The 23,710-nt window shown below is 54.8% G+C and carries 17 protein-coding genes and 1 tRNA gene; 8 read left to right on the top strand and 10 right to left on the bottom strand.

Annotated features, from left to right (window positions below; translation table 11 throughout):
• Positions 1–61 precede the first annotated feature (61 nt).
• A complete protein-coding gene (locus FHI25_RS03560; protein WP_210515190.1) occupies positions 62–2,803 on the bottom strand; it encodes a cation-transporting P-type ATPase in 2,742 nt (913 codons plus the stop codon).
• A gap of 295 nt (positions 2,804–3,098) precedes the next feature.
• A tRNA-Leu gene (locus FHI25_RS03565) sits at positions 3,099–3,185 on the bottom strand.
• A gap of 200 nt (positions 3,186–3,385) precedes the next feature.
• Here FHI25_RS03565 and FHI25_RS03570 point away from each other — a divergent pair.
• The 3 genes from FHI25_RS03570 (at position 3,386) to FHI25_RS03580 (ending at position 5,902) form a co-directional block, all read left to right on the top strand.
• Positions 3,386–4,789, top strand: coding sequence for an autotransporter domain-containing protein (locus tag FHI25_RS03570; protein WP_246878880.1), 1,404 nt, complete (start codon positions 3,386–3,388; stop codon positions 4,787–4,789).
• 135 nt (positions 4,790–4,924) lie between these two features.
• Positions 4,925–5,611, top strand: a complete 687-nt coding sequence (bluB, locus tag FHI25_RS03575) for a 5,6-dimethylbenzimidazole synthase (RefSeq protein WP_210515194.1) — start codon at positions 4,925–4,927, stop codon at positions 5,609–5,611.
• A gap of 36 nt (positions 5,612–5,647) precedes the next feature.
• Positions 5,648–5,902, top strand: coding sequence for a hypothetical protein (locus FHI25_RS03580; RefSeq protein ID WP_210515199.1), 255 nt, complete (start codon positions 5,648–5,650; stop codon positions 5,900–5,902).
• A 46-nt stretch (positions 5,903–5,948) separates the two neighbouring features.
• Here the strand turns inward: FHI25_RS03580 and FHI25_RS03585 are convergent, their stop codons facing one another.
• The 5 genes from FHI25_RS03585 to FHI25_RS03605 form a co-directional block, all read right to left on the bottom strand.
• Positions 5,949–6,293 carry a hypothetical protein gene (locus FHI25_RS03585; RefSeq protein ID WP_063088499.1) on the bottom strand — a complete coding sequence of 115 codons (345 nt, stop codon included), beginning with the start codon at positions 6,291–6,293 and terminating at the stop codon, positions 5,949–5,951.
• A 92-nt stretch (positions 6,294–6,385) separates the two neighbouring features.
• Positions 6,386–7,144 (bottom strand): molybdopterin-binding protein, encoded by a 759-nt coding sequence (locus tag FHI25_RS03590; protein WP_246878881.1) that lies wholly within the window; start codon positions 7,142–7,144, stop codon positions 6,386–6,388.
• A gap of 65 nt (positions 7,145–7,209) precedes the next feature.
• Positions 7,210–7,641, bottom strand: coding sequence for an 8-oxo-dGTP diphosphatase MutT (mutT, locus tag FHI25_RS03595; RefSeq protein WP_210515205.1), 432 nt, complete (start codon positions 7,639–7,641; stop codon positions 7,210–7,212).
• Between the two features lie 84 nt (positions 7,642–7,725).
• Positions 7,726–9,612, bottom strand: a complete 1,887-nt coding sequence (locus tag FHI25_RS03600; protein ID WP_210515208.1) for a tetratricopeptide repeat protein — start codon at positions 9,610–9,612, stop codon at positions 7,726–7,728.
• Positions 9,613–9,651: 39 nt separating this feature from the next.
• Positions 9,652–11,694 (bottom strand): tetratricopeptide repeat protein, encoded by a 2,043-nt coding sequence (locus FHI25_RS03605; protein WP_210515210.1) that lies wholly within the window; start codon positions 11,692–11,694, stop codon positions 9,652–9,654.
• 266 nt (positions 11,695–11,960) lie between these two features.
• Here FHI25_RS03605 and FHI25_RS03610 point away from each other — a divergent pair, with 266 nt between their 5' ends.
• Positions 11,961–12,818: an alpha/beta hydrolase gene (locus FHI25_RS03610; protein ID WP_210515213.1), complete on the top strand. Its 858-nt coding sequence runs from the start codon at positions 11,961–11,963 to the stop codon at positions 12,816–12,818.
• Between the two features lie 60 nt (positions 12,819–12,878).
• Here the strand turns inward: FHI25_RS03610 and secA are convergent, their stop codons facing one another.
• Positions 12,879–15,587: a preprotein translocase subunit SecA gene (gene secA / locus FHI25_RS03615; protein ID WP_008888371.1), complete on the bottom strand. Its 2,709-nt coding sequence runs from the start codon at positions 15,585–15,587 to the stop codon at positions 12,879–12,881.
• 335 nt (positions 15,588–15,922) lie between these two features.
• On the opposite strand from secA, the gene FHI25_RS03620 reads away from it, so the two are divergent.
• The 4 genes from FHI25_RS03620 to argJ all read left to right on the top strand — a co-directional run bounded on the left by FHI25_RS03620 (position 15,923) and on the right by argJ (position 20,770).
• Positions 15,923–17,029, top strand: a complete 1,107-nt coding sequence (locus FHI25_RS03620) for a hypothetical protein (RefSeq protein WP_210515215.1) — start codon at positions 15,923–15,925, stop codon at positions 17,027–17,029.
• A 55-nt stretch (positions 17,030–17,084) separates the two neighbouring features.
• A complete protein-coding gene (locus tag FHI25_RS03625) occupies positions 17,085–18,227 on the top strand; it encodes a hypothetical protein (RefSeq protein ID WP_210515218.1) in 1,143 nt (380 codons plus the stop codon).
• A gap of 258 nt (positions 18,228–18,485) precedes the next feature.
• Positions 18,486–19,352 carry a peptidylprolyl isomerase gene (locus tag FHI25_RS03630; protein ID WP_210515222.1) on the top strand — a complete coding sequence of 289 codons (867 nt, stop codon included), beginning with the start codon at positions 18,486–18,488 and terminating at the stop codon, positions 19,350–19,352.
• Between the two features lie 188 nt (positions 19,353–19,540).
• Entirely contained in the window at positions 19,541–20,770 is a 1,230-nt protein-coding gene (argJ, locus tag FHI25_RS03635; protein ID WP_210515225.1) for a bifunctional glutamate N-acetyltransferase/amino-acid acetyltransferase ArgJ, read from the top strand.
• Positions 20,771–20,850: 80 nt separating this feature from the next.
• On the opposite strand, the gene FHI25_RS03640 is transcribed toward argJ, so the two are convergent.
• Positions 20,851–22,125, bottom strand: coding sequence for a pentapeptide repeat-containing protein (locus FHI25_RS03640; protein ID WP_008888376.1), 1,275 nt, complete (start codon positions 22,123–22,125; stop codon positions 20,851–20,853).
• A 183-nt stretch (positions 22,126–22,308) separates the two neighbouring features.
• On the bottom strand, positions 22,309–23,580 hold the full coding sequence (locus FHI25_RS03645) for a pentapeptide repeat-containing protein (protein ID WP_246878882.1): 1,272 nt from the start codon (positions 23,578–23,580) through the stop codon (positions 22,309–22,311).
• Positions 23,581–23,710 lie beyond the last annotated feature (130 nt).

The raw sequence follows: 23,710 nt of genomic DNA on the forward strand, positions 1-23,710 counted from the left end.
TGACACGTGATTGCGGCGATGCGTTATGGATAGGCGGCATCTGCTTTACATCCGGTAAACATTACCCTGTCTTGCGTTTCTGCCAGCGGCGCAGGCAAGCCTTTTCAATTTCGACCAGGACAAAGACGCTGAACCCGACCCCGACGGCCATCGCCCAACCCAGCGGCGGGATGGCGACGCTTTCAAACAGATACTGCATCGGCGGGGCATAGGTGTAGATCAGCTGGAAAAGCACGACCAGTGCGACCGCAATCAACACCGCCCGACTGCCCAAAAGCCCTTGTCTGTTGAATGCGGATGCGGTAAGGAAACGCGCATTGAACAGATAGAACAGTTCAAACATCACAAGCGTGTTGACCGCGACCGTCCGCGACACTTCAAGATCCGCCCCACGGTTCTGGGACCAGACAAACACGCCGTACACACCAGCCACCAAAATGAGCGAGACAAAAATCGTCCGCCAGATCAGGAAGCCGGAAAGCAACGGCGCATCGCGCCTGCGCGGTTGACGTTTCATGACGTTGTGCTCAGAAGGCTCAAACGCGAGTGCCAAGGCCAGTGTCACCGCGGTGATCATATTAACCCACAGGATTTGTGGCGCGGTGATCGGTAGCAACTGCCCCAAGGCCAGCGCCATGACAATGGTCAGGGCCTCCCCACCGCTGCTGGGCAGGATGAACAGGATCGATTTGACCAGATTGTCGTACACCGTTCGACCTTCTTCGACCGCGGCGGCAATCGAGGCAAAATTGTCATCGACCAGCACCATTTCGGCGGCTTCCTTGGCGGCCTCGTTGCCCTTTTGGCCCATGGCAACGCCGACATCGGCGCGCTTAAGCGCCGGGGCGTCATTCACCCCGTCGCCAGTCATGGCAACGACATGGCCCTCTGCCTGAAGGGCCTTGACCAGACGCAGTTTATGTTCGGGACTGGTGCGGGCGAAAACGTGGGACTTTTGGGCGACGGCACGCAATGCGTCGTCATCAAGCCCGTCCAGTTCATGGCCGCTGACCACAGGTTCGCCATCGCCAAGGCCGAGTTGACGGGCAATGGCACCCGCCGTGATCGCATGATCGCCGGTGATCATTTTAACCGCAATCCCGGCTGCACGGCACTTGGCAACCGCGGCGACGGCTTCATCGCGGGGCGGATCAACCAACCCATAGAGGCCGATCAACACCAGATCCTGTTTAACGTCATCAAAGACCAGTTGGTGGTGACCGTTATGGGTAGGGCGAAATGCCAGCGCCAAGACACGTTGGCCATTTTCGGCCATTTCCTGCATGCGGGCTTCCCAATAGGGACGATCAAGGACCTCCTGAAATTCCGGTCCACCCTGGGTGCTGCACATGCCAAGAATACGTTCAGGCGCGCCTTTGACATAGATGAAGCCATGACCTTCGGCATGGTGATGCAGGGTCGCCATGAAGCGATGTTCGGATTCAAACGGGATAACATCATGGCGCGGCAAGGTGCGGTTTTCGGCACTCGGTTCGAGTTCCGCCTTCATGGCAAGCGCCACCAGCGCGCCTTCGGTCGGATCACCATCGACCGACCATTGGCCGTCCGTTTCATGCAGACCGGCATCACTGCACAACAACGCCCCGCGCGCCATTTCGGTCAGGCCGGGATGGTCATCCGGTTTGACCGGCTTGCCATCAAGTTCAAAACCACCTTCGGGGCGGTATCCTGTGCCGGTGACGGCATAAAGATGCTTGCCGGTGGCGAGCGACTGCACCGTCATTTCGTTGCGCGTCAGCGTGCCGGTCTTGTCCGAGCAAATCACACTGACCGACCCCAATGCCTCCACCACCGGCAGGCGGCGAATGATGGCGCGGCGTGCGGCCATGCGTTGCACGCCGGTCGCAAGGGCGATGGTCATGATCGCAGGCAGGCCTTCGGGGATGGCGGCGACGGCGAGCGCGACCGCACCGACAAACATCTCAGCCGCCCCGCGCCCATGCACCCAGACACCAATGGCAAAGGTCACAAAGGCCACCGTCATGATGGCGGCACTGAGCTTCCGCCCGAAAGTCGACATTTGCCGCAAAAGCGGTGTGGTGAGTGTCGTGACTTCGGACAACAGCGCACTGATACGTCCGATCTCGGTTTTGGCCCCGGTGGCCACAACCACGCCGCAGCCCTGCCCGTGGGTAACCATGGTGCCGGAATAGGCCATGGAAAAACGATCGCCAAGCGCCGCGTCCGCGGCCACGGGGGAAACGGCCTTATCGACGGGAACAGATTCGCCCGTCAGGATGGCTTCCTGAATTTGCAGGCCCTTGACCCGAATCAGACGGAGATCCGCCGGGACCTTGTCACCCGATTGCAGATGGATGATATCGCCGGGCACGACGTCTTCGGCGGGGATTTCGATTTTGCGCCCGGTCCGCTCGACGATGGCGGCAAGCGAAAGCATATTACGGATTGCTTCAAGCGCGCTTTCGGCCCGGCCTTCCTGCACGAAACCGATGATGGCATTGATCACCACCACCGCCAGAATGACCGACGTGTCGACCCAATGCGCCAAGGCCGCCGTGACGAGGGCCGCCAGCAGCAGGACATAAATCAGCACATTGTTGAATTGGGCAAGAAACCGGATCAGCGGCCCACGCCGACGCGGCGGATCAAGCCGGTTGGGACCATATTGCGCCAGCCGTTCGGATGCTTGCCCCGCATCAAGGCCTTGCGGGCTTGTTTGGAAATCCTCAAGAGCCTGACCGGCGGGTAGTGCGTGCCATGCGCCGTCCTGCTGGATCGGAACACCCGAAAGTTCTGTGGATTTGGCAGCGACTTTGTTCATGGCAATGCTGGCCTGTTGATGGCGTGAATACGCACATCACAGATCCTATCGCACTGCAGCATCTCATACAAGAAGTCACCGATTGATCATCAGGTTACAAACAGTGCGGCGGCGGCAATGACACCAATGGCAATCAAGTGAACCATCTTCATTCTCCTGCATTTGGGATGAAACAACATCCACAGCAAACCTGTGCCGGGATGTTCGCAGGATGAAATACAAAGCAGAGGATTTGATGACAGGAATTCGGCAATTTGATGCCGGGACCGTAAACAGGGTCCGTTTGCCGATGCGCTGGTGCGGGCGGCCGGACTTGAACCGGCAAAGCCTTAGGGCTGACGGATTTTAAGTCCGCTGCGTTTACCAATTTCGCCACGCCCGCGACGCGCGTTGGGACCGGCCAAAGCCGGTGCAAAGCGTTCTAGCGCGGCTTGGTTTTTGACGCAACATTCTATTGGCGCTAATCGGCACCTTTGGGTGGCTAAACAGCAATGGGGCAGAACTGCCCGTGTTTCTCCATATTCCGTGCATTTTCGTCTGTCATGCTGGACCACTGACCCAAACAGTCACGTTTAAAGTCAGATGCACAGGCGTTTTCAAGCTGCCGTGATTGCCACGGTCTGTCTGGCGGCCGTTACCTATATCCTTCGACGGGAGATAAGCCAGCCGCCCATAATACCGCAGGCCTTTGCCCGCGATGATGCCGCACGGCCTGATGCACCGGTATTGCGCAACAAGACAACCACCCGGACCGCAAATCAGCAGCGCCACATGAACCGCCTGTATGACAAGATGGACGAAGATCTTTATGACAGCCGGGTCGCGCCCTTGTTGTTTGATGGCTTCCTTTCTCCGCCGCAACAGGCCACCGAACATCTGCAATTTGGCATGGGCACACCAACGCCCAGTGAAATTCTGGCCGGTCGCAATGCGCTTTCATCGCTTGCGCGCAAGCTTGACCTTGATAGTGCGGCGGGGACGTTCCCGACCCAAGCGCGCAACGTGCATGCACCGATCAGTATCTGGCTTGCGGGCAACCATTCAGAACTTGAAAACCGTATCACCGGGTCGGGCTATGATCCGGGCCTCAGTGGCGACACCATCTCGATTGATAGCGGTGTGGATTATCTGATTGATGACGGGCTTGTGCTTGGCATCGGGGTTGGCTGGGGCAGCACGGTTGGCGAATCCGGCACCCGGCAATTGGGTTATCGCGAGAACAATCTTGCCCTGTCGCCCTATTTCGTCTCGCGGGTGACAGACTGGTTTAACCTGCGCGGCGGCATCAGCCTTGGCCAAAGCACCATCCGCCAATCGCCGATTGGCCCGGTGCCCGATAACCTGCGCTATGCCGAACGGCTTGATAGTACCAGCATTTCAAACAGCATCGGCTTTGGCACCGACTATGAGTTTGGCGCGGTGCCGCTGCGCATCCAGCTTGATGGCGACATCACCACCGCGCGTGAATATGTTGATGCGGCGCGCGCCACCAGTGGCGGACTTGTGCCCGGAAGCATTGCGACCACACAGCTTTTTGATGCCTCGGTCGAGGCGCGCTATCGCCTTGGCTTTGGCAATCATGAAATCATTCCATTTGCCGGGCAGGACGAAACCATTTCGCTTCTCAATCAGAATTACGGGCGCAGCGGATCGACGCGCTATTATGCCGGGGCCGATTATGCCTATGATCCGCTGAGTTTTGATCTCAGCATTCAGGGGTTTCGCGACATCGCCACCGGGACTGAGGACATTACCGGCATTCGATCGGAGTTTTCCCTGATCCATGATGTGGCACAGTCATCGATGACGCTTGAGCCGTTTGTCAGCGTTGAAAGCACCAATCTTTATCTTGATACCGGGGGCGGCATTACGCAGCAATGGGGCAGTTTCCCGGCCAGTGTCAGTTTCGAGCTGCGGCGGAAACTGAGTTATGAAGTGTCGCACGGCAACTATACCGGTTTTCTGACCATAGATGTGCCGTTCTAGGCTTGCTTAAGCGCATGGTGCGCAAAAATCGGCTGTGATGGATCGATGGGATCATCTTGCTATTGGCGATAGCGACGCTGACAGGTAGGGTGCAAAACAATTGAGATTTACCTCGCATTTCATCAGGCCCGCGCCATGACCAAACCAGATCAGATTGCCACAGACAGCGCCCCGGAAACGGACCTGACGCCGCCGGTTTTTGACCAGGCCTTTCAAAAGCAGTTCATCAATCTTTTGCTTTGGCGGCGCGATGTCCGGCGTTTTCGCACCCACCCGATCCCTAAAGGCGATATCGACGATCTGATCAAGGAAGCCTGCCTGGCGCCGTCGGTCGGCAATTGCCAGCCATGGCGCTTTGTGAAGGTCAATGATCCGAAACGGCGCAAATCAATTCGCGACAGTTTCGAGCGCGCCAACAATGAAGCGCTTAATGACTATCACGGTGAACGCGCCAAGCTTTATGCGTCGCTGAAGCTTCAGGGCATGGATCAGGCGCCGGTACAGTTGGCCGTGTTTGCCGATGAAGAAACCGAAGCCGGTATGGGCCTTGGGCGCAAGACCATGCCCGAGATGCTTGATTATTCTGCGGTCGCCGCCGTGCAGTTGCTTTGGCTGGCGGCACGTGTGAAGGGCATCGGGGTTGGCTGGGTTTCGATCCTTGAGCCCGATGTGGTTGGCAAGACACTTGATGTGCCAGATCACTGGCGCCTGATTGCCTATCTTTGCATCGGATACCCGGAAGAAGATCACGTCGTGCCCGAACTGGTGCGCGAAGGCTGGCAGGATCGCATTGATCCCGACGCGCTGACACTTGAACGCTGATTGCCAAAACATATTTCAGAACGCAAGGAATACCGAATGTCTGGCGAACCAAGCCAACCAAACAACCCCGAACAGCCGCCACAGAAAAAGGGGCTTTCAAACGGGGTCTATTTCAAGATCATGGGCTATCTTCTGACCGCCGGTTGGGTCGGGATCATTTTGGCCGCGTCGGGCGGGGATTCGAGCCACCCGTTGTTTGATTACATTTTCGTCGTGCCGCTGGCGGGCTGGATCATCGGGATGCTGGTTGCGCGCGTGATCGCCAAGAAATCCGGTGCGGACCGGCCATAAGGCAGGTTTTCATCGTTCCAGAAAGGCGCCACCAAACGGCGCCTTTTTATTTTCTGTCATCTGAATTGCGGTTGCGGGTGCGTTCATCGCGATAGCGGTCATCATCGGAAAAGCCGCCAAGCGTCATAATCCCGATGCCCAGACTGATGCTGCCAAAGGTCACAAACAGGCCGAAAAACAGCAGGAAGATAAAGATCGGCGCATCCCGCGATGACGTCGCAAGACTGTAAATCCCGCCAATATCGAAATACAGAACCAACGCCCCGAACACCAGCGCGCCAAACCCGCCGTAAGCTGTGTGTTCGATCATGAATTTCACAATCGACCGGGCTTCGCGGGCGGCCTGACTGTTGCGCGCGTCATTGTGCGGATCATGGTTCTGATCGGTCATGTTGTCTTCCCGTAAAAGGTCAGAACAATTCTAGACACAGCCCGAAGACATTACCTTGATCAAACGCAATTCAAGACCACGGGCCAAGGCGATCAGACAGCACCGGTATCTTCGATCACATCCTTGCCGCCTTCGATGATGGCAAGGCGAATGCGATCAGAGGCCTGATTGACATCATCGGGGTTTTCACCGCGCACCACCAGTGTCGTCCCAAGCTTGCCTTCACGCAGGAACGGGTAGGACCCGATATCGGTTTCTGGGAAATCAGCCTGAATTTCGCCCAGCACCTTGGCAATTGTGCCTTCGGGGATATAGCCGCCGACAGAACGCGACACCATCGGCTTGCCGCCGATCAGCTGATGTTTGATGCCCTGGAACATGGCCTGCATGATCATCGGCACACCGGCCATGACATAGACGTTTTCCATGCGGAAGCCCGGCGCCTTGGAAATCGGGTTCTGGATCAGCTCCGCCCCGACCGGAATGCGTGCCATGCGGAGGCGCGCTTCGTTGAGGTCTTCGGGGTTTTCATAATGGCTTTTAAGCAAGTCGTGGGCGTCTGCATTCAGTTCAATCGCCACCCCAAATGCCTTGGCAACACATTCCGATGTGATGTCATCATGGGTCGGGCCAATGCCGCCGGTGGTAAAGACGTAATCGAATTTCGCCCGGCATTCATTCACGGTTTCGATGATGGTGGTTTCAATATCAGGAATGACGCGGGTCTCGGCCAGGCGGACACCAAGCGCATTCAGTTCCTCTGCCAGATAGGGCAGGTTCTTGTCATGGGTGCGGCCAGACAGGATTTCATTGCCGATAATAATCAGACAGGCACGGACCGGATCAGACATCATATCCCCACAACATCATTCAAACTTCAATGCGCGATCTCATACGCCACAAACGGGCGGATGGCTCACAGAAAATCGCGCAGCATCGCCACAAGCGGCACATCAGCCGGCGGCATCGGATAGTCGCCCAGACGGACCGGACGCACCCATTTCACCTGCTGACCTTCCATCGGGGTGATTTCACCCTGCCAGACGCGACACAGATAAAGCGGCATCATCAGATGGAAATCATCATAGGTGAAAGATGCAAAGGTAAAGGGTGCCAGGCAGCTTTCGGTGATATCAATGCCAAGCTCTTCCTTGAGCTCGCGCACCAGCGCCATTTCGGGGGTTTCACCCGCCTCGACCTTGCCGCCGGGGAATTCCCACAGACCGGCCATAGATTTACCTTCGGGACGCTGGGCGATCAGCACACGGTGATCGATATCGACCAGCGCGACCGCACTGACGAACACGGTTTTTTCCGGGATTTTGCCCTGGCGCAGGTCAACCGACATGCAGCCTTTATCTGGTTGTTGTATTGTCATGGCACTGTTTTATCGCGCCATCAAACCTTCGCCAAGTGCAGAAAGCATCGACGGTCACTTTGTGCGGGTCAGATCAATGTCATCGGGCGCAAGGCCCTTCAGATAACGGTCATATGCGGCTTCAAATGCAGCTTCGATGTCCCGTGTATAGGTAACCGTGTCAAACAGCGGACAGGTCCTGATCTGTTCCTGTAACCTCTGCTTCAAGGCCATGATCTTTTCGGGATGAAGCGCCAGATCCAGTGCAATGGCCTCATAGTCCGCTTCATCCTTGGCAATCAGCTCAGGCAGATTGGCTGCCGTCAAAATGCTGGCCGCCACACGAGCGGCAAACTGCTCTCCGGGCAAGGTCACGAGTGGCAAGCCGGCCCAGAGCGCATCACTCGCCGTCGTGTGCGCGTTGACATTAAAGGTATCGAGTAACAGGTCGGCATGCTTATGGCGTGCGAGATGTTCCGGTTCCGGCATCTTGTCGGCAAAGACCAAACGATCGGGATCAATACCGCGTTTTTGCGCTTCCTTACGCAGGTTTTCGGCGGCGTAATCGTTGCCCTTGAACAACCAAAGAACCGAGCTCTCAACCTTACTCAGAAGCCGCATCCAGATATCAAATTCCCGCGGGGTTATCTTGTAGGTGTTGTTGAAACTACAGAATACGAAGCCGGTCTCAGGAAGGTCGAAATCCTTGCGCGTTGTGTTCGTCTCCGGGATGCGGCGTTGGTCATCATTGGGCTGATAGCAATTTGGCAGATAGATCGGCTTTTCAGACAAATACTTTTTGTACGTTTCAGGCACCGTGACCTTATCAACAATCATATATTCGATGAAGTCAGCCCCGATGGAGCCCGGATTGCCAAGATAATTGATCTGAACAGGGGCGATGCGCCGGGCAAAGATACCAATCCGCCCCATCCGCGTGTGGCCCTTAAGATCGATGGCGATATCGATGTTCTTTTTACGCGCGAGCTGCACAATCGCCTCGTCCGAGGAACCCGAGACATCAGAGAAACTATCAAAATAGTTCATCGCCTGATCAAGGCTCCGGCTTTCCTTGACCACCCCATATGAGATGCCGTGAATTTCGAATTTGTCGTGATCATGATTTCGGAGCAGCCCCATCATCAGCGATAGTGTCGCATGGTCATGGAAGTCGGCTGAAAAATAGCCGATCCGTAACTTGGCCGGACGCGCTGATAGCACGCCCCCTTGCCACGTCGCCCCTTGCCCGAATTTAGCCGAGACAAATTTTCGACATCGGGCCAATTGCCTTTCCGGCGCGTCTTCAAGGGGTAGCAGCGAAAATGGTGTTACTTCTTCGCCCTCTATTCCCAGTGTCTTGGCGACACGCGAAAAGGCATCAAGCCAGGACCAATCGCACATCATCGCCAAACTATAGAACCGGTTTGCCACGGAACTTTTCAGATCCGGGTGCAGAGCGTTGGCCTTGGCGTAGCTTTGGGCTGCTGCGGGTAATTGTCCCTTGCTAAAAAACACATGTGCCAAGTTGCTATAGGCGTCGGCGAATTGCGGGTCGAGCTGAAGCGCCTTGGCAAAATACTGCTGGGCAGTATCAAGCTGCCCAACTGTCATCAGGACAATGCCAGCTCCGTTATAGGCCGGGGCATAGTTGGCGTCGCAACTTGCCGCGCGCTGATAGCATTGAAGTGCGTCGTTGAACTTGCCGATGCTTTGATAAAACACACCAAGATTTTGATGAGACTTGGGGTTTTGCGGCGCAAGGTCGACAACCTTCTCGAAACATATTGCTGCCTGCCCGTTATCCTTTTTGAGGAAATGGGCGTTTGCCAAAACATCCCAGAGCACAACCGCGTCGGGTTCGGTTTGCAGATGTTCTGTGCACATGGAAATGGCCAGATCCGGCTGATTATTCGCCATCGCCTTTTTTGCACGTGACACCACCTGTTCCACCGCAATGCTCAAAACTGCTTCCTCATTCCCGGTGCAAAATTCGCCATCACGTTATTGGCTGACAAGGTCAATGTCCCCCGGCGCCTGTTGGCGGAGATAGCGCTCATAGGCTGCGTCATAGCCCCGCTCCAGATCAAGGGTATATGACTTGGTATCAAACAGCGGACAGGCTTTGACGTTATCTTTGACCTTTGCCTTTATGGCAGCGGTCTTTTCCGGGTGCAAAGCCAGATCAAGGGCAAGCGCCTCGTACTCTTTTTCGGATTTGGCAATCAGTTCAGGCAGGTTTGCCGCCTTTAGAACACTTGCGGCGACCCGGGCGGCAAATTGCTTTCCGGGAAGGGTTACAAGCGGCAACCCAGTCCAAAGCGCGTCACTTGCCGTGGTATGCGCATTCACATTGAAGGTATCCAGAAACAGGTCGGCATGTTTGTGACGTGCGAGGTGTTGTTCCTCGGGCAAGAAGCCCGCAAAGACAAGGCGGGCAGGATCCACGCCACGATTTCCGGCTTCCTTGCGAAGGTTGAGCATCGCGTCCTCGCTGCCTTCGAAGAGCCACAGGACAGAACCATCTACCTTCTTAAGCAAGCGCATCCAGATATCGAATTCGCGCGGCGAAATCTTGTAGTTGGCATTAAACGAACAGAACACGAAGCCACTTTCCGGCAAGCCCAATTCCGTGCGAGCTTGGGTGTTTTCCGGGAACTCCCGACCGCCGTCATTGGGCTGATAGCAATGCGGCATGTAGATGATTTTTTCGCTATAGGCATTCTTGTATTCGTCGGGGATGATGATGTGATCTGCGATCAGATAGTCGATGTAGTCGGCCCCCAAAGTCCCCGGATAACCAACATAGTTGATCTGGATCGGCGCCATCCGATAGGCAAATAGCTGCGGCCGCCCTGATTGGGTGTAGCCCTTTAAATCTATCGCAATATCGATCCCTTGGTCACGCGCATGCTGAACGATTTCCCGGTCCGAAAAACCACGGACATCCCAGTTTTTATCGACCAGTTTTTGCAGCTGAGCGCGACGCCAGCCATCTGTGACGCCGCCATAACTGTAGGTGTGGATTTCAAAGCGGCTTTTATCGTGGTCCCCGAAAAGCCCCATCATCAGGGAAAGCGTCGCATGATTGTGAAAGTCCGCCGAAAAATAACCGATTTTCAGTTTCTGCGGACGGGACCCCGGTCGCCGGAATTGCGGGAAACTATCGCGTACGGCCAGCTCCCCAGCTCTGTTCTCTGAACGCTTCTTCTGCGCGTATGGGTCGTCTTCAAAATGCAATAAGGAAAACGGCGAAACACAGTTCCCCGGATTGCCGATCGCGTTTACGTTCTGAAATTCGGGCGCAAGAAGAGACCAGTCACAAATTTGCGCACGTGCATACAAAAAGTCAGACAGTGCCGACATACTACTTGGATGAAGTTTAGCAACTTTTTCAAATGCTTGTTTAGCAGCAGCACGTTTTTTGTTTCGATATAGAATGACGGCAAGATTATGGTATGCATCGGCTAAATTTGGGTCGTTGGTAATCGCCTGCACGCAGAATCTTTCGGCTTCGTCAAAACGCTGCATTTCCATCAGAACGGTCGCACAACTATTCAAAATGTTGGCGTTTTGGGCCTGAAGATAGCTGGCGTTTTGAAAGGCTTGCAGCGCTAGGGCAAATTTCTTTTGGGATGAAAACAGGTTTGCAATATTAACCCAAGCGGTAGCAAAGTTTTTGTCGAGCTCAATAGCCTTGCGCAGGCATTTTTCTGCTTCTACCGGTTTTTGATCCTTAGCGTAGGCAAACCCCAAAAGGTTCCATACCTGAGCATTTTCCGGAGCACTTTCGACAAGTTGCTTTGCCAGTTCAATCACCCTTGGAAACGCGCCCTGCTCAATCAACTGCGAGGCTTTCATGAAAGCCTGTTGCGCGGAAATACCATTTCTGGATGCGGAATCACGCAACTTCTCAAGAGCGGCTTTCGCGCGTGTGTTTTTCGGGTAGTCCTGAAGAAACTGTTCGTACAGCTTGATCGCTTCGTCAATCTGGCCCCGATTTTCGAGCTTCTTTGCGCGTTTGGACAGTTGATCGAATGAGGACACTTTGACTGGATCTCCGAATTTGAACTTTGCCCGGAAAGTCTAGGGAGCAGGCGATTAAGGACTAATAAATACATCCCAACAATACACATGCGACGTGCTGCTTTACAGGTCTGGATTGTCAAAATCCGAGGACATAAAGGGTGTCGTCAGCGCAAACATCCATTTGAATGTTTTAAACGGAATTCAGTGCGCTAACGTATTGACTATATAAACGATAATTTTTGCATAGATCGGCACCGCGTATGTTTCCCAAAAAGTTTCTGAGCATGACGACCAATTCCATTGTCGCAATGGTGCTTCTGGCCGGATGTGACAAGCTTGGTGCTTATAATCATTGGCAGGCGGGTGATTTAGAACCTGATATCGCGGCACTTTCCTATGGGTCGGATGAGCGGCAGCGTATGGATCTTTATCTGCCCGATCCCTCCCTGCAGCCAGCCCCGCTTGTGATCTGGTTTTATGGCGGGTCCTGGGATTCTGGTGATCGCGGCAAGTATGCCTTTATCGCCAAACGTTTTGCCGAATTTGGCTATGCGGTCGCGATCCATGATTACCGATTGGTGCCCGATGTTCGTTTTCCGGACTTTATCGAGGACGGGGCGTCTGCGATCGCCTTTATGAAAAGCTATGCCGGGGAAAATCCCAATGAGATCAAGGATGTCCCGATTATGTTGGCCGGTCATTCCGCCGGGGCCTATAACGCCGTTCAGCTGGTTGCGGACCAACAATATCTGCATGCTGTCGGGCTTGATGCCGATGACATTGCCGGCATCATCGGGCTTTCGGGCCCGTATGATTTTTATCCCTATGATGTTGCGGCCACCAAAAATGCATTTGGCGAGACACCGGCCAATCAGAGCCAGCCGGTCGAGATGGATCTGGCGCATATGCCACCGCTTTTGTTGATTACGGGCACCCGTGATCACACGGTTTTACCGCGCAATTCGAGGAAGCTTGCCGAGCTGGCCCCGGATGCAGAACTTGTCGAAGTCCCCGAGACAGGCCATGCCGGAACCCTGATTGCGCTGGGGTTCTATCTGACAAGCGATGATGCGGTGTTGGATCCGGTCAAACAGTTCCTGCAAAGCCATCTGCCAACCAAGGCCCTGACGGCAAGCAACTGACAAAGAAAAAGCGCGCATCCCGAAGGAGCGCGCTTTTCCTTTAATCCATGGCCAATGCGATCAGTTCAACTGACCGTGGCAATGCTTGTATTTCTTGCCAGATCCGCACGGGCAGGCCTGGTTGCGGGCAACACGCCCCCATGTCGACGGATCGTTGGGGTCAAAATTACCCGGCTGACGCGACTGAACGGTTGCGGTATCGACACCCTGCTCGGTTGCTTCGAGTTCGTCGCGGTTTTCGCGCATTTCCTGTTGCGGACGGCGCGGTGCTTCGAGGTCTTCGGGGCGCGGGGTCGATTGCAATTCGACATGCGACAGCATCTGGGTCACGCGTTCGCGCAAGGATACCAGCATGGCTTCAAACATGTTGAACGCTTCGCGCTTGAACTCGTTGAGCGGGTCGCGCTGACCATAGGCGCGCAGGCCAATGCCCTGACGCAGGTGATCAAGGGCCAGAAGGTGCTCTTTCCAAGACTGATCAAGGAGTTGCAGCACGAGGCTTTTTTCAACCTGGCGCATGATGTCAGCACCATAGTTGGCAACCTTGGCCGCCATTTTCGCATCCGCTGCCTTTTCAATGCGTTCGCGCATGACTTCCTGATCGATGCCTTCTTCCTTGACCCAATCAGAAATCGGCAGATCAAGACCCAGAAGACGGGTAACTTCTTCGTGCAGGCTGGCGGCTTCCCACTGTTCAGGATAGACCTTGGCCGGGCAGTATTTGTCGACCATGTCTTCGATGACTTCGGCGCGCATGTCAGCAACGTCTTCGGCAACGTTCTTGGCCTGCATCAGATCACGGCGCTGTTCGTAGACGACCTTACGCTGGTCGTTCATGACATCGTCAAATTTCAGAACGTTTTTACGAATGTCGAAGTTGCGTGCCTCGACCTTCTGCTGGGCTTTCTCAAGCGCCTTGTTGATCCACGGATGGTAAATTGCTTCACCTTCCTGCAGACCAAGTTTCTGCAGCATGCCGTCCATGCGTTCGGACCCGAAGATGCGCATCAGGTCATCTTCAAGCGACAGATAGAATTTCGACCCACCCGGGTCACCCTGACGGCCGGAACGACCGCGCAGCTGGTTATCCACACGCCGTGATTCGTGACGTTCGGTCCCGATCACAAACAGGCCACCAGCGGCGAGAACCTTTTCCTGGTCGGCTTTGACTTCGGCTTTGATCTTTTCAATCGCGGCCGCACGTTTGGCTTCGTCGGTGACGTTGGCCAGTTCATGTTCAACGCGCATTTCAACGTTGCCACCAAGTTTGATGTCGGTACCACGACCGGCCATGTTGGTTGCAATCGTGATCGCACCCGGCGCACCGGCCTGGGCCACGATCAAGGCTTCGCGTTCATGCTGCTTGGCGTTGAGAACTTCGTGCGGGATTTTCTTCTTTTTCAGAAGATCGGACAAAATTTCCGATTTCTCGATCGAGACCGTCCCGACAAGGGCCGGTTGGCCGCGCTTGTGGCAATCTTCAAGCTGTTCAGAGATCGCAATCCACTTTTCATTGGCGGTGCGATAAATCTCGTCATCGGCATCTTTACGGGCAATCGGGCGATGGGTCGGGATTTCGACAACTTGAAGATTGTAGATTTCCTCGAATTCCTCGGCCTCGGTCATTGCCGTACCGGTCATCCCGGCAAGGGTCGGATAGAGACGGAAATAGTTCTGGAAGGTGATCGAGGCCAGAGTCTGGTTTTCGTTCTGGATCTTGACCTTTTCCTTGGCTTCGAGTGCCTGATGCAGGCCATCGGAATAACGGCGGCCTTCCATCATACGACCGGTAAATTCGTCAATGATGACGACCTTGTCGTCCTTGACGATATAGTCGGTGTCTTTCTGGAACAGCTTGTGGGCACGCAGCGCCTGGTTGACGTGATGGACCAGATGAACGTTGGCAACGTCATAAAGCGTGCCTTCGGTCAGGATGCCCATTTCCATCAGAAGCTGTTCGGCGTGTTCGGTGCCTTCTTCGGTCAGGGTAACCGCACGCGCCTTTTCGTCCTTTTCGAAATCTTCTTCGATCAGTTTCGGGATCAGCGCATCAATCGAGCGGTAAAGTTCGGAGCTGTCTTCGGCAGGACCCGAAATGATCAGTGGGGTACGGGCTTCGTCAATCAGGATCGAGTCGACTTCATCGACGATCGCAAAGTTGAACGGGCGCTGCACCATGTCTTCGAGACGGAACTTCATGTTATCGCGCAGATAATCAAAGCCGAGCTCGTTATTCGTCGCATAGGTGATGTCACAGGCATAAGCCGCACGGCGCTGATCATCGGTCATGCCATGCATGATCACGCCAACGGTCAGACCAAGGAAGCCATAAACCTCGCCCATCCATTCGGCGTCACGACTTGCCAGATAATCGTTGACCGTCACCACGTGAACGCCCTTGCCCTCAAGCGCGTTCAGATAAACCGGCAAGGTCGAAACCAGGGTTTTACCTTCACCGGTTTTCATCTCGGCGATTTTGCCAGATGTCAGAACCATGCCGCCCAGAAGCTGCACATCATAATGACGTTCACCACGAACACGCTTGGATGCCTCGCGGATGGTGGCAAAGGTATCAGGAAGGATGTCGGTCAGAGTCTCGCCATTCTTGAGACGTTCGCGCAGCCAATCGGTCCGGGCGCGCAGTTCGTCGTCAGTAAGCTTTTCGACTTCGGGTTCCAGGGCATTGATTTGCTCGACCGTGGCCCGCAGGGCTTTGACTTCACGATCGTTAGCTGAACCGAAAATTTTCCGGGCAATAGCGCCGAGCATTAATACGTTCCTGAACAAATAAATTAAGACACAATGAGGCCCGACAGAAAGCGGAGCCCGATCACAGATAGAACCCTGCCTGCCATCTGTCAACGGAACGAGCCAATATCGCTAATGTTGGGCTGAGAATTACCAGTTTTCACCGCAGTCCCGGAACACATCCGGACGGTTTCACGTTTTCGTTTTTGGCTGTTGATCCCTTCTTGCTTGAGAAATGCGAAAAATCGGCGTACCATTCGCCTAATAGTTTTAAACCCTAACAGAGCATGTAGCTCGTTTTGGCACGCAGGGTTGCCCCGAAAGCGCTGCCAAATCACATCCTCAGGAGGAGGATTATGGTCGATTTCTCAGCGCTTAATCCATTTCGTCAGGGCCAATCCGCCCTTCAGGATGCGCGTCAGCCCATTTCAAAAAGCAATCCCGATGCCGGTGACAGTGCCGCACAGGCGAGAAATGATGCGCGCAATCGGGTTGATCCGGTTGCGTTGTCAGACGATGCGCTTGCCGCACATAATGACAGCCAGAAGCTTGCCCCGGCGGCAGGCAAGTCCCTGTCGAACAAATCCCTGACAACCGAAGAACTGTTTGAACGCGCACTTGATGCGTCGCTTGAAATGATTCGCGGCAGTGTGCAGGAAATGTTCGCGCTTTCGGGCATGTCCGAAGAAGATGCGATTGCTGCAACGGATGCCATGTTCAATGGCATTCGCGATGCTGCCAGTGGGCAGGATCAGTTCGAGTTTTCCTTTGATCAGGCGATCGCCAGCCACAGCAAGACCGCCATTTCATACGCCGGGGCCAATGGTGCCGCGGTTGGCGTATCGGAATCCGCCATGATGGCGGTCCAGTCGCTTGATATCAGCATCAACAATGAAACCGGTGAGTTCTCGTTTAATTACGAGGCCGCCAAGATTGAAGTTGTAAAGACCCAAGCCATCGCAATTGGCAACAGTGCCGGTGCAGCCCTTGGCGCACTTGGCGCGGTCATGGATGGACTGGGTGGCGGGTCGCTTGTGGATATGCTGGGCAACCCGGCCAGTGCCGAGAGTGGTGGTCTTCTGTTTGATATCAATGACAACGGAGTCGCTGAATTCATTCGTGAATTGATGAATGCAACAGTCGGTTCTGATGATACGTCGGAAGAGGGCGACTCAGCCGGTGCTGCGCAAACCAATGGTCAGGCGCTTGCGGCTGAACGAATGGCGGCCCTGAATGCCCAGATCACTGAACAGTTCATGGAACAGGCAACCCTGATCGTACGCAGCATCAATCAGCCGGTTGACGGTGCTGGCGAGGGTACCGGTCCGCTTCAGCTGACCGTTGATATGATGATGCCGATGGGCGTCTTTGGTCAGGATGATGGCAAGGCCACCTTTACGTTCCCGAATGGTGAAACCGTGCCCGTCACTGACCCGACACAGGAACAGGATGTTCTGATTTAACTGCAACGGGATGTCGTGACCGACATCCCGCAGCCCTTCAGGAAGGAGGTGCTGAATGATGCTTGACCCGAACATGGTCCCCCCACCGCAAACCGGCACAGTCGGTATGGATGCCTATGCCGGCGCGCAGGCAGCAGCAAAGGCTGCTGGTGAAAGCGTTGCGGCGCAAAAAACAAATGCGGGACAGTTGAGCAAGGTCCAACGCGCGATTGCAGATCAGGTGGACCTGAGCGCTAAGGCCAACGAGAAAGTTGAAGATGCGCCGGAACCGTTTGCCCATTTGCCGGTTTTTGAAGTGCAAACCAGTGCGCTCGATATTCTGAATGCTGTCAAACCTGCCATTCAAGATGCGCAGGGCCGAATGGATAATGATGCCTTTATCATTCTTTCGATGATTGGCGTCCCGCCCGAAAAGGCACGTCAGATGGCCTCTGAGATGGCCGATGGTCCGCTTGGTGATGTTGCGATCAGCGGTGTCGACGGCGTTCCCAATGGCATATCCGTCGAATCACTCGTAAAGGGGATTGCTTCGGGCGACATCAAGGCCGATGCAGGTTCCCTGCAGATGATATCCCAAGCTGTCAATATTGACCTTACCCAGCTTCGAAGCGCTTCCTCCGGCCGAATGAGTGGGGGCATTTCCATGGCCGAGATCAATGCCAAGATTGAGCAAATCAGCATCAAGTATACAAGCATTGAAATTCGTCAGATATATCAGCAGGTGGACCCCCTTATCCTGGACCTTGACGGCAATGGCATTGATGTCACCGACGTTGCCAGCGGCGTCACATTCGATATTGATGGCGATGGCGACGAGGATCAAACCGCCTGGGTAAGTGGCGGGGATGCGTTGTTGGCACTTGATCGCAACGGGGATGGCAAAATCAACAACGGCACCGAACTGTTTGGTGACCAGAACGGTGCCAAAGACGGCTTTGCCGAGCTGGCCAAATATGATGACAACCAGGATGGCGTGATTGACGAAAGTGATGCTGTGTTCAGTTCGCTCGTTCTACTACGTGCCGATGGAAGCCAGAGCAGCTTGGCAAGCGAAGGCATCAAATCGATATCGCTGACCATGATCACACCGTTGAACGAACGGCTTATCGGCGGGGATTTGGTGGCCAAATCGGGTTTCACCCGCACAGACGGGTCACAAGGCATGGTCGGTGAAGTGCTGTTTGACGTTCAGGCCTGAACAGTCCCATCCGTGTCAAAATTTCACATAACTGACGTCCGAGCATTGCCCGCCTTGCGGGTGATGCGCGCGTGAACGCACAGATACACTTCACAACATGCTGACACGCAAATTTAGCTTCTTCACATTTTAGACAGAAAGCTTTGTCAAAAGGTGCGACATCCACGGCGAAGCCTTGTGCAGGCACAACTTATGTGTTTTACCCGTGGGCAGAGGCATTGGGCATAAGCCCATCTGAAATCAAAGTCTGGAGAAACTATGCTGCGCAAATCCCTTCTTGCTGCGTCCCTGGCAACCGTCATTTTCGCATCCCCTGCCATGGCACAGGACGCTGCACCGGCAGAAGACCCGGTGCTGGCGACGGTCAATGGTGAGGACATTCTTGAATCAGAAGTCCGCGCAACCCAGCAGGGCCTGCCGCAACAGTATCGCCAGCTTCCGTTTGACATGCTTAAGGCAGATCTTCTGACCCGTGAAATCAATCAGCGCCTGCTGATGGATGCAGGCAGCGAAGCCGGTCTGGCTGATGACGAAGAAGTCAAAGCACAGATCGCAGCCCTTGAGCGCCGCCTGATCGCGGAAACCTATCTGGATCGTGCGCTCAGTGACGCGATCACCGATGATGCGATCGAAGCAAAATACGAAGAATTCATCAAAACCAACGAGCCGGAGCCGCAGGTTCACGCCCGCCATATCCTGCTTGAAAGCGAAGAAGACGCAAAGGCCATCATCGCAGAGCTTGACGATGGTGCCGACTTCGCCGAACTCGCCAAAGAAAAGTCCACCGGCCCGTCCGGCCCGAACGGTGGTGACCTTGGCTTCTTTAACCGTGCCGACATGGTCGCACCGTTTGCTGAGGCAGCCTTTGCCATGGAACCGGGCACCTATTCGAGCGAGCCGGTTCAGACCCAGTTCGGCTGGCACGTGATCAAGGTTGAAGAGAAAAAAGAAGGCACCCAGCCGTCGCTTGACGAAGTCCGTCAGCAGCTGGTGGCCGAAATCAGCCGCGATGCGTTTAACGCACTTGTCGAAGACCTGCGTTCTGATGCCGAAATCGTCAACTATGTCGAAATCGAAGCCGCGAAGGCAGCAGAAGAAGCCGCCAAGGAAAAGCCGGCGGAATAATCCCGCAGACTTCGCGGTCAGCATTGATTGATCGCGACTGGCTTCAGAGAATTCGAAAACGGGGTGCAGCCATTGGCTTCGCCCCGTTTTTTACACATCATTTGATCGCGTAAATTCATTCTGCCGCTTGCTTTTCGTCGCCATTGCGGCAGGATGGACCGACTTATCCAATAAAGGAAACTGCACTGATGGTTGCGACTGCCATTTCACCGCTTGCCCCTGCGGCATTCCCAGACCTTCCGGCGATTGCTGGCGTTAAACTGCATACCGCAACCCTTGGCATTCGCTATAAGGGGCGCCCGGATGTGCTGTTGGCCGAACTTGAGCCAGGCACGCAGGTTGCCGGTGTCTTCACCACATCGACCACCGCATCGGCGGCGGTCCGCTGGGGACGTGAGGCGCTTAAGGGGGGTACGGCACGTGCGTTTTTTGTCAATGCGGGCAACTCGGTCGCGTTTACCGGCAAGGCGGGCGAAAAGTTCGTTGCTGACAAGGTCGAAGCCGCGTCCAAGGCGCTGGGTTGTGCAAAAACCGAAATCTTTACCGCATCGACCGGCGTGATTGGCGAGCCGACCACGGCAAACCGCATCACCGATGCACTGGGTGATCTTCTGGCCAATGAGGCAGGCTGGCTTGATGCCGCCAAGGCCATCATGACAACCGATACCTTCCCCAAGGGCGCGTCAGCCACCGCGACCATCAATGGCAAAACCGTGACCATTGCCGGTATCGCCAAGGGATCAGGCATGATCGAGCCGAACATGGCAACCATGTTAAGCTTTGTGTTTACCGATGCCGCCCTGCCGCACAGCGTTTTGCAGGCCATTCTGGCCGATTGCAACAACCGCAGCTTCAACGCGATCACAGTTGATAGCGATACGTCAACCTCGGACACGCTCCTTGTCGCTGCCACCGGCAAGGCGGGCAATGACGCGATTGGTGACGTCAACGACCCGGAACTTGCCGCGTTCAAAGCGGCATTTGAAGACGTGCTGCGTGATCTTGCCCATCAGATCGTTCGCGATGGCGAAGGTGCTTCGAAATTCATCACCGTCAAAGTCACCGGTGCCGTAAACGAAAAAGAAGCCAAGACTGCCGCAAAGGCCATTGCCAACTCCCCGCTTGTCAAAACCGCGATTGCCGGTGAAGACGCCAACTGGGGCCGGATCGTCATGGCGGTTGGTAAATGCGGTGTGACAGCAGACCCGAACAAGCTGAGCGTTGCAATCGGTGGCATTACCTTGGCCAAGAATGGTGAACGTGTTGCCGATTACGACGAAGGCCCGGTCGAGGCCCACATCAAGGGCCAGTATATCGACATTGATGCCGATCTTGGCTTTGGCGATGGTGCGGCCACGGTTTGGACCTGTGACCTGACGCATGGCTATATCTCGATTAATGCGGATTACCGCAGCTAAGCGATCACAGTCCTGTGCACTAAAAAACGCCGCCCTCAGTGAAGGCGGCGTTTTGCATTTTGGGTCATGACCAGCAAAGGTTATCTCTTGCCGGGAATATAGCCATTGAGGATCAGGCCGACATTGGCACCTTCAAGTTCGGTTTCGCTCAGATCCGTGGCGCCAAAGGCGACGCCGGCAACGTTTGCCTTGGTCAGATTGGCCCCCTTCATCTTGGCTTCATCAAATACCGAGTTGCGCAAATCGGCCTGTTCGAAATTGACATCCGAAAGATCCGCGTTCCAGACGACGCCAGTCTTTTCACCCTTCTTGTCGCGCTGATCGACACCGCCAAAGTGAACTCCCTGAAATACACCCTCGCTACAATCAGAACCGGCCATGCGCACGCCATCGAGCACAGCACCATTCATGCGGATTTTATGCATGTCAGCTTCGCGCATCGAACACATGGCAAGAATGGTATCGACAAAAAGCGTGCCGCGCAGAATGCATTTGTCAAAGACAGCACCCGACAGGTCCATGCCCGAAAAGTCCATGCCCGACAAATCGCGACCGGCAGCAATCATTGGCATGCCGGTTTTGCCGCCGGTGGCCAGCCAGGTACTGTGCCCGTTTACAAGTTCGCGAATATCATCAACCAGCGGGGCCGTCGGCGTACCGCCACCGATTGAGTAGGATGTGTTGGCCTGCGACAAATCGACATCCTGCAAGTCGACATTGCGCAGGTTCGCACCGCTCAGATCCGCCCCGACAAGTTCCGTCCCGGCAAGCTTCGCCCCCTTGAGGTTGGCATTGCGAAGTTTTGCGCCATTCATCTTGCACCCGGTCAGATCAGCGCCTTCGAGGTTGACGGCAAACATGTTGGCATCACTCATATCCGTGTGCGCAAGGCGCGATCCCGACATGTTGGCACCGGCCATATTGGCCCCCCACATCATGGCACCTTCGAGGTCGGTATTTGACATGTCGGTTTCGCGTTTGACCGTGCGTTCACGAGCCCCTTCAAGGACCACCATGATGCCTGCGCGCAAATCAATGCCGTTCAGGTTGGCATTGCGCAAACTGGACCGTGCCATATTGGCCCCGCGCAGATCGGCGCGTTCAAAGGTCGAATTTTCGAGATCAGCCTCAACAAAGTTTGCGCCAAACAGGTCACAGAAATCGAAACAAACGTCGCGTGCCGATGCCTGGATAAAGTTTGCACCGGGTAATACCGCCTCTTTCAGGCTGATCTTGCTCATTTTGATGCGGGAAAGATTGCAGTTGCGCTTTTGCATGCGCACCCCGCCCGGCTTTTGATTGAGATAAAGTTGATGCTTCTTGATTGAATCAATCAATTCCGAACGCGATGACATTCAGCAGAAAACCCCAGAGATTCTAAATTAGATTGTTATTATTCTGGATTATAGAATGACGCAGTTTCCCTGCAACGCAATTTGTTTAAGACATTGCGCGGGATTGGGACGGTTTAAGTCTGTAAAAAATAGGGAAAAACTATCCGAACGCTTAGTGAACCCGCACCGTGGCAGGGTTGGATCCTAAACCTTACCGGGGATGATTCCTGTCAGAATCGAGCCGGTGTTGGTACCGTCAAGATCGACATCGCTTAAGTCCGTTTCACCAAAGGCAACACCGGAAATATTGGCCTTGCAAAGCTTGGCCCCCTTCATGTGGGGTTCATCGAAAACCGAGTTTCGAAGGTCAGCGTGTGAAAAGTCCGTCGCATGAAGGTCTGCGCGCCAGACCTCGCCCGTTTTCTGTCCCTTGGCATCGCGCTGTTCGACGCCCCCAAACTTGACGCCCTGAAGCACGGCCTTGGTACAGTTGGCATAGGACATCCGCACACCGTTCATGATCGACCCGCTGAGCCGGGCGCGGGACAAATCGGCATTGCGCATCGATGCCATGACCAGAATGGTATCGACCAACAAAACACCGCGCAGGATGCAATCATCAAAACATGCCGCCGAAAGATCAAACCCGGTGAAATCAAGTTCGGTCAGATCACGACCGGTCACATCAAGGCGTGCGCCCGATATGCCGCCACTTGTCAGCCACTCGGTATGGGCATTAAGCAGGATGCGTATATCATCGGGGAGCGGCGTTGCCGCCTTGCTGCCAATCGAGTTTGACGTATTGGCCTGCGACAGATCAACATTCGTCAGGTCAACATTGCGCAGATTGGCACCCGACAAGTCCGTACCAAGCAAAAGCGTGTCCTTGAGCTTTGCCCCCTTGAGGTTCGCGTTCTTGAGCTTTGCGCCCGACAGGTTGCAGCCCGAAAGATCCGCGCCGGCAAGGTTAACGGCAAACATGTTGGCGTCGCTCAGATCCGCATCGGCAAGCCGGGCACCCGACATGTTGCTTTCGGCCAGATTGGCACCCGACAGCACCGATCCCTGAAGGTCTGCGTTGGTCAGATCTGTTTGTCGCTTGACCTTTTTTTCGCGTCCGGCATCGACAATCACCATCACACCGGATCGAAGATCGGCCCCCGTCAGGTTGGCATTGCGCAGTTTGGCACGCGCCATGTTGGCGCCGCGCAAGTCGGCGCGCATGAAGCTTGAACCTTCGAGGTTGGCCTCGACAAAGTTTGTTCCGAACAGATCACAGAAATCAAATTTGACATCCTGGATCTGAGCCTGGATGAAATTGGCACCGGGAAGCACCGCATCTTCAAGACTGATCTTGCTCATCTTGATGCGCGACAGATTGCCATTGCGGAGCTGCAATCGCCGACCGCCGGGCTGCTTCATGACAAAGAGCTGATGCTTTTTGATTGCATCAACCAGTTCGGTGCGTGTTGTCATCTGGTGGGCGGTACCCCCGATCAATCGGAAACAGCACATGGGCGCTGCAGTTCCAAGAATTCTTATAAAGTATACCCGTCAATGACAGTGAACATTGTGACAAAACATGATAATTAAACCCTGGTTCACT

Source organism: Thalassospira sp. ER-Se-21-Dark (assembly GCF_017922435.1).
In the GTDB taxonomy this organism is placed as follows: domain Bacteria; phylum Pseudomonadota; class Alphaproteobacteria; order Rhodospirillales; family Thalassospiraceae; genus Thalassospira.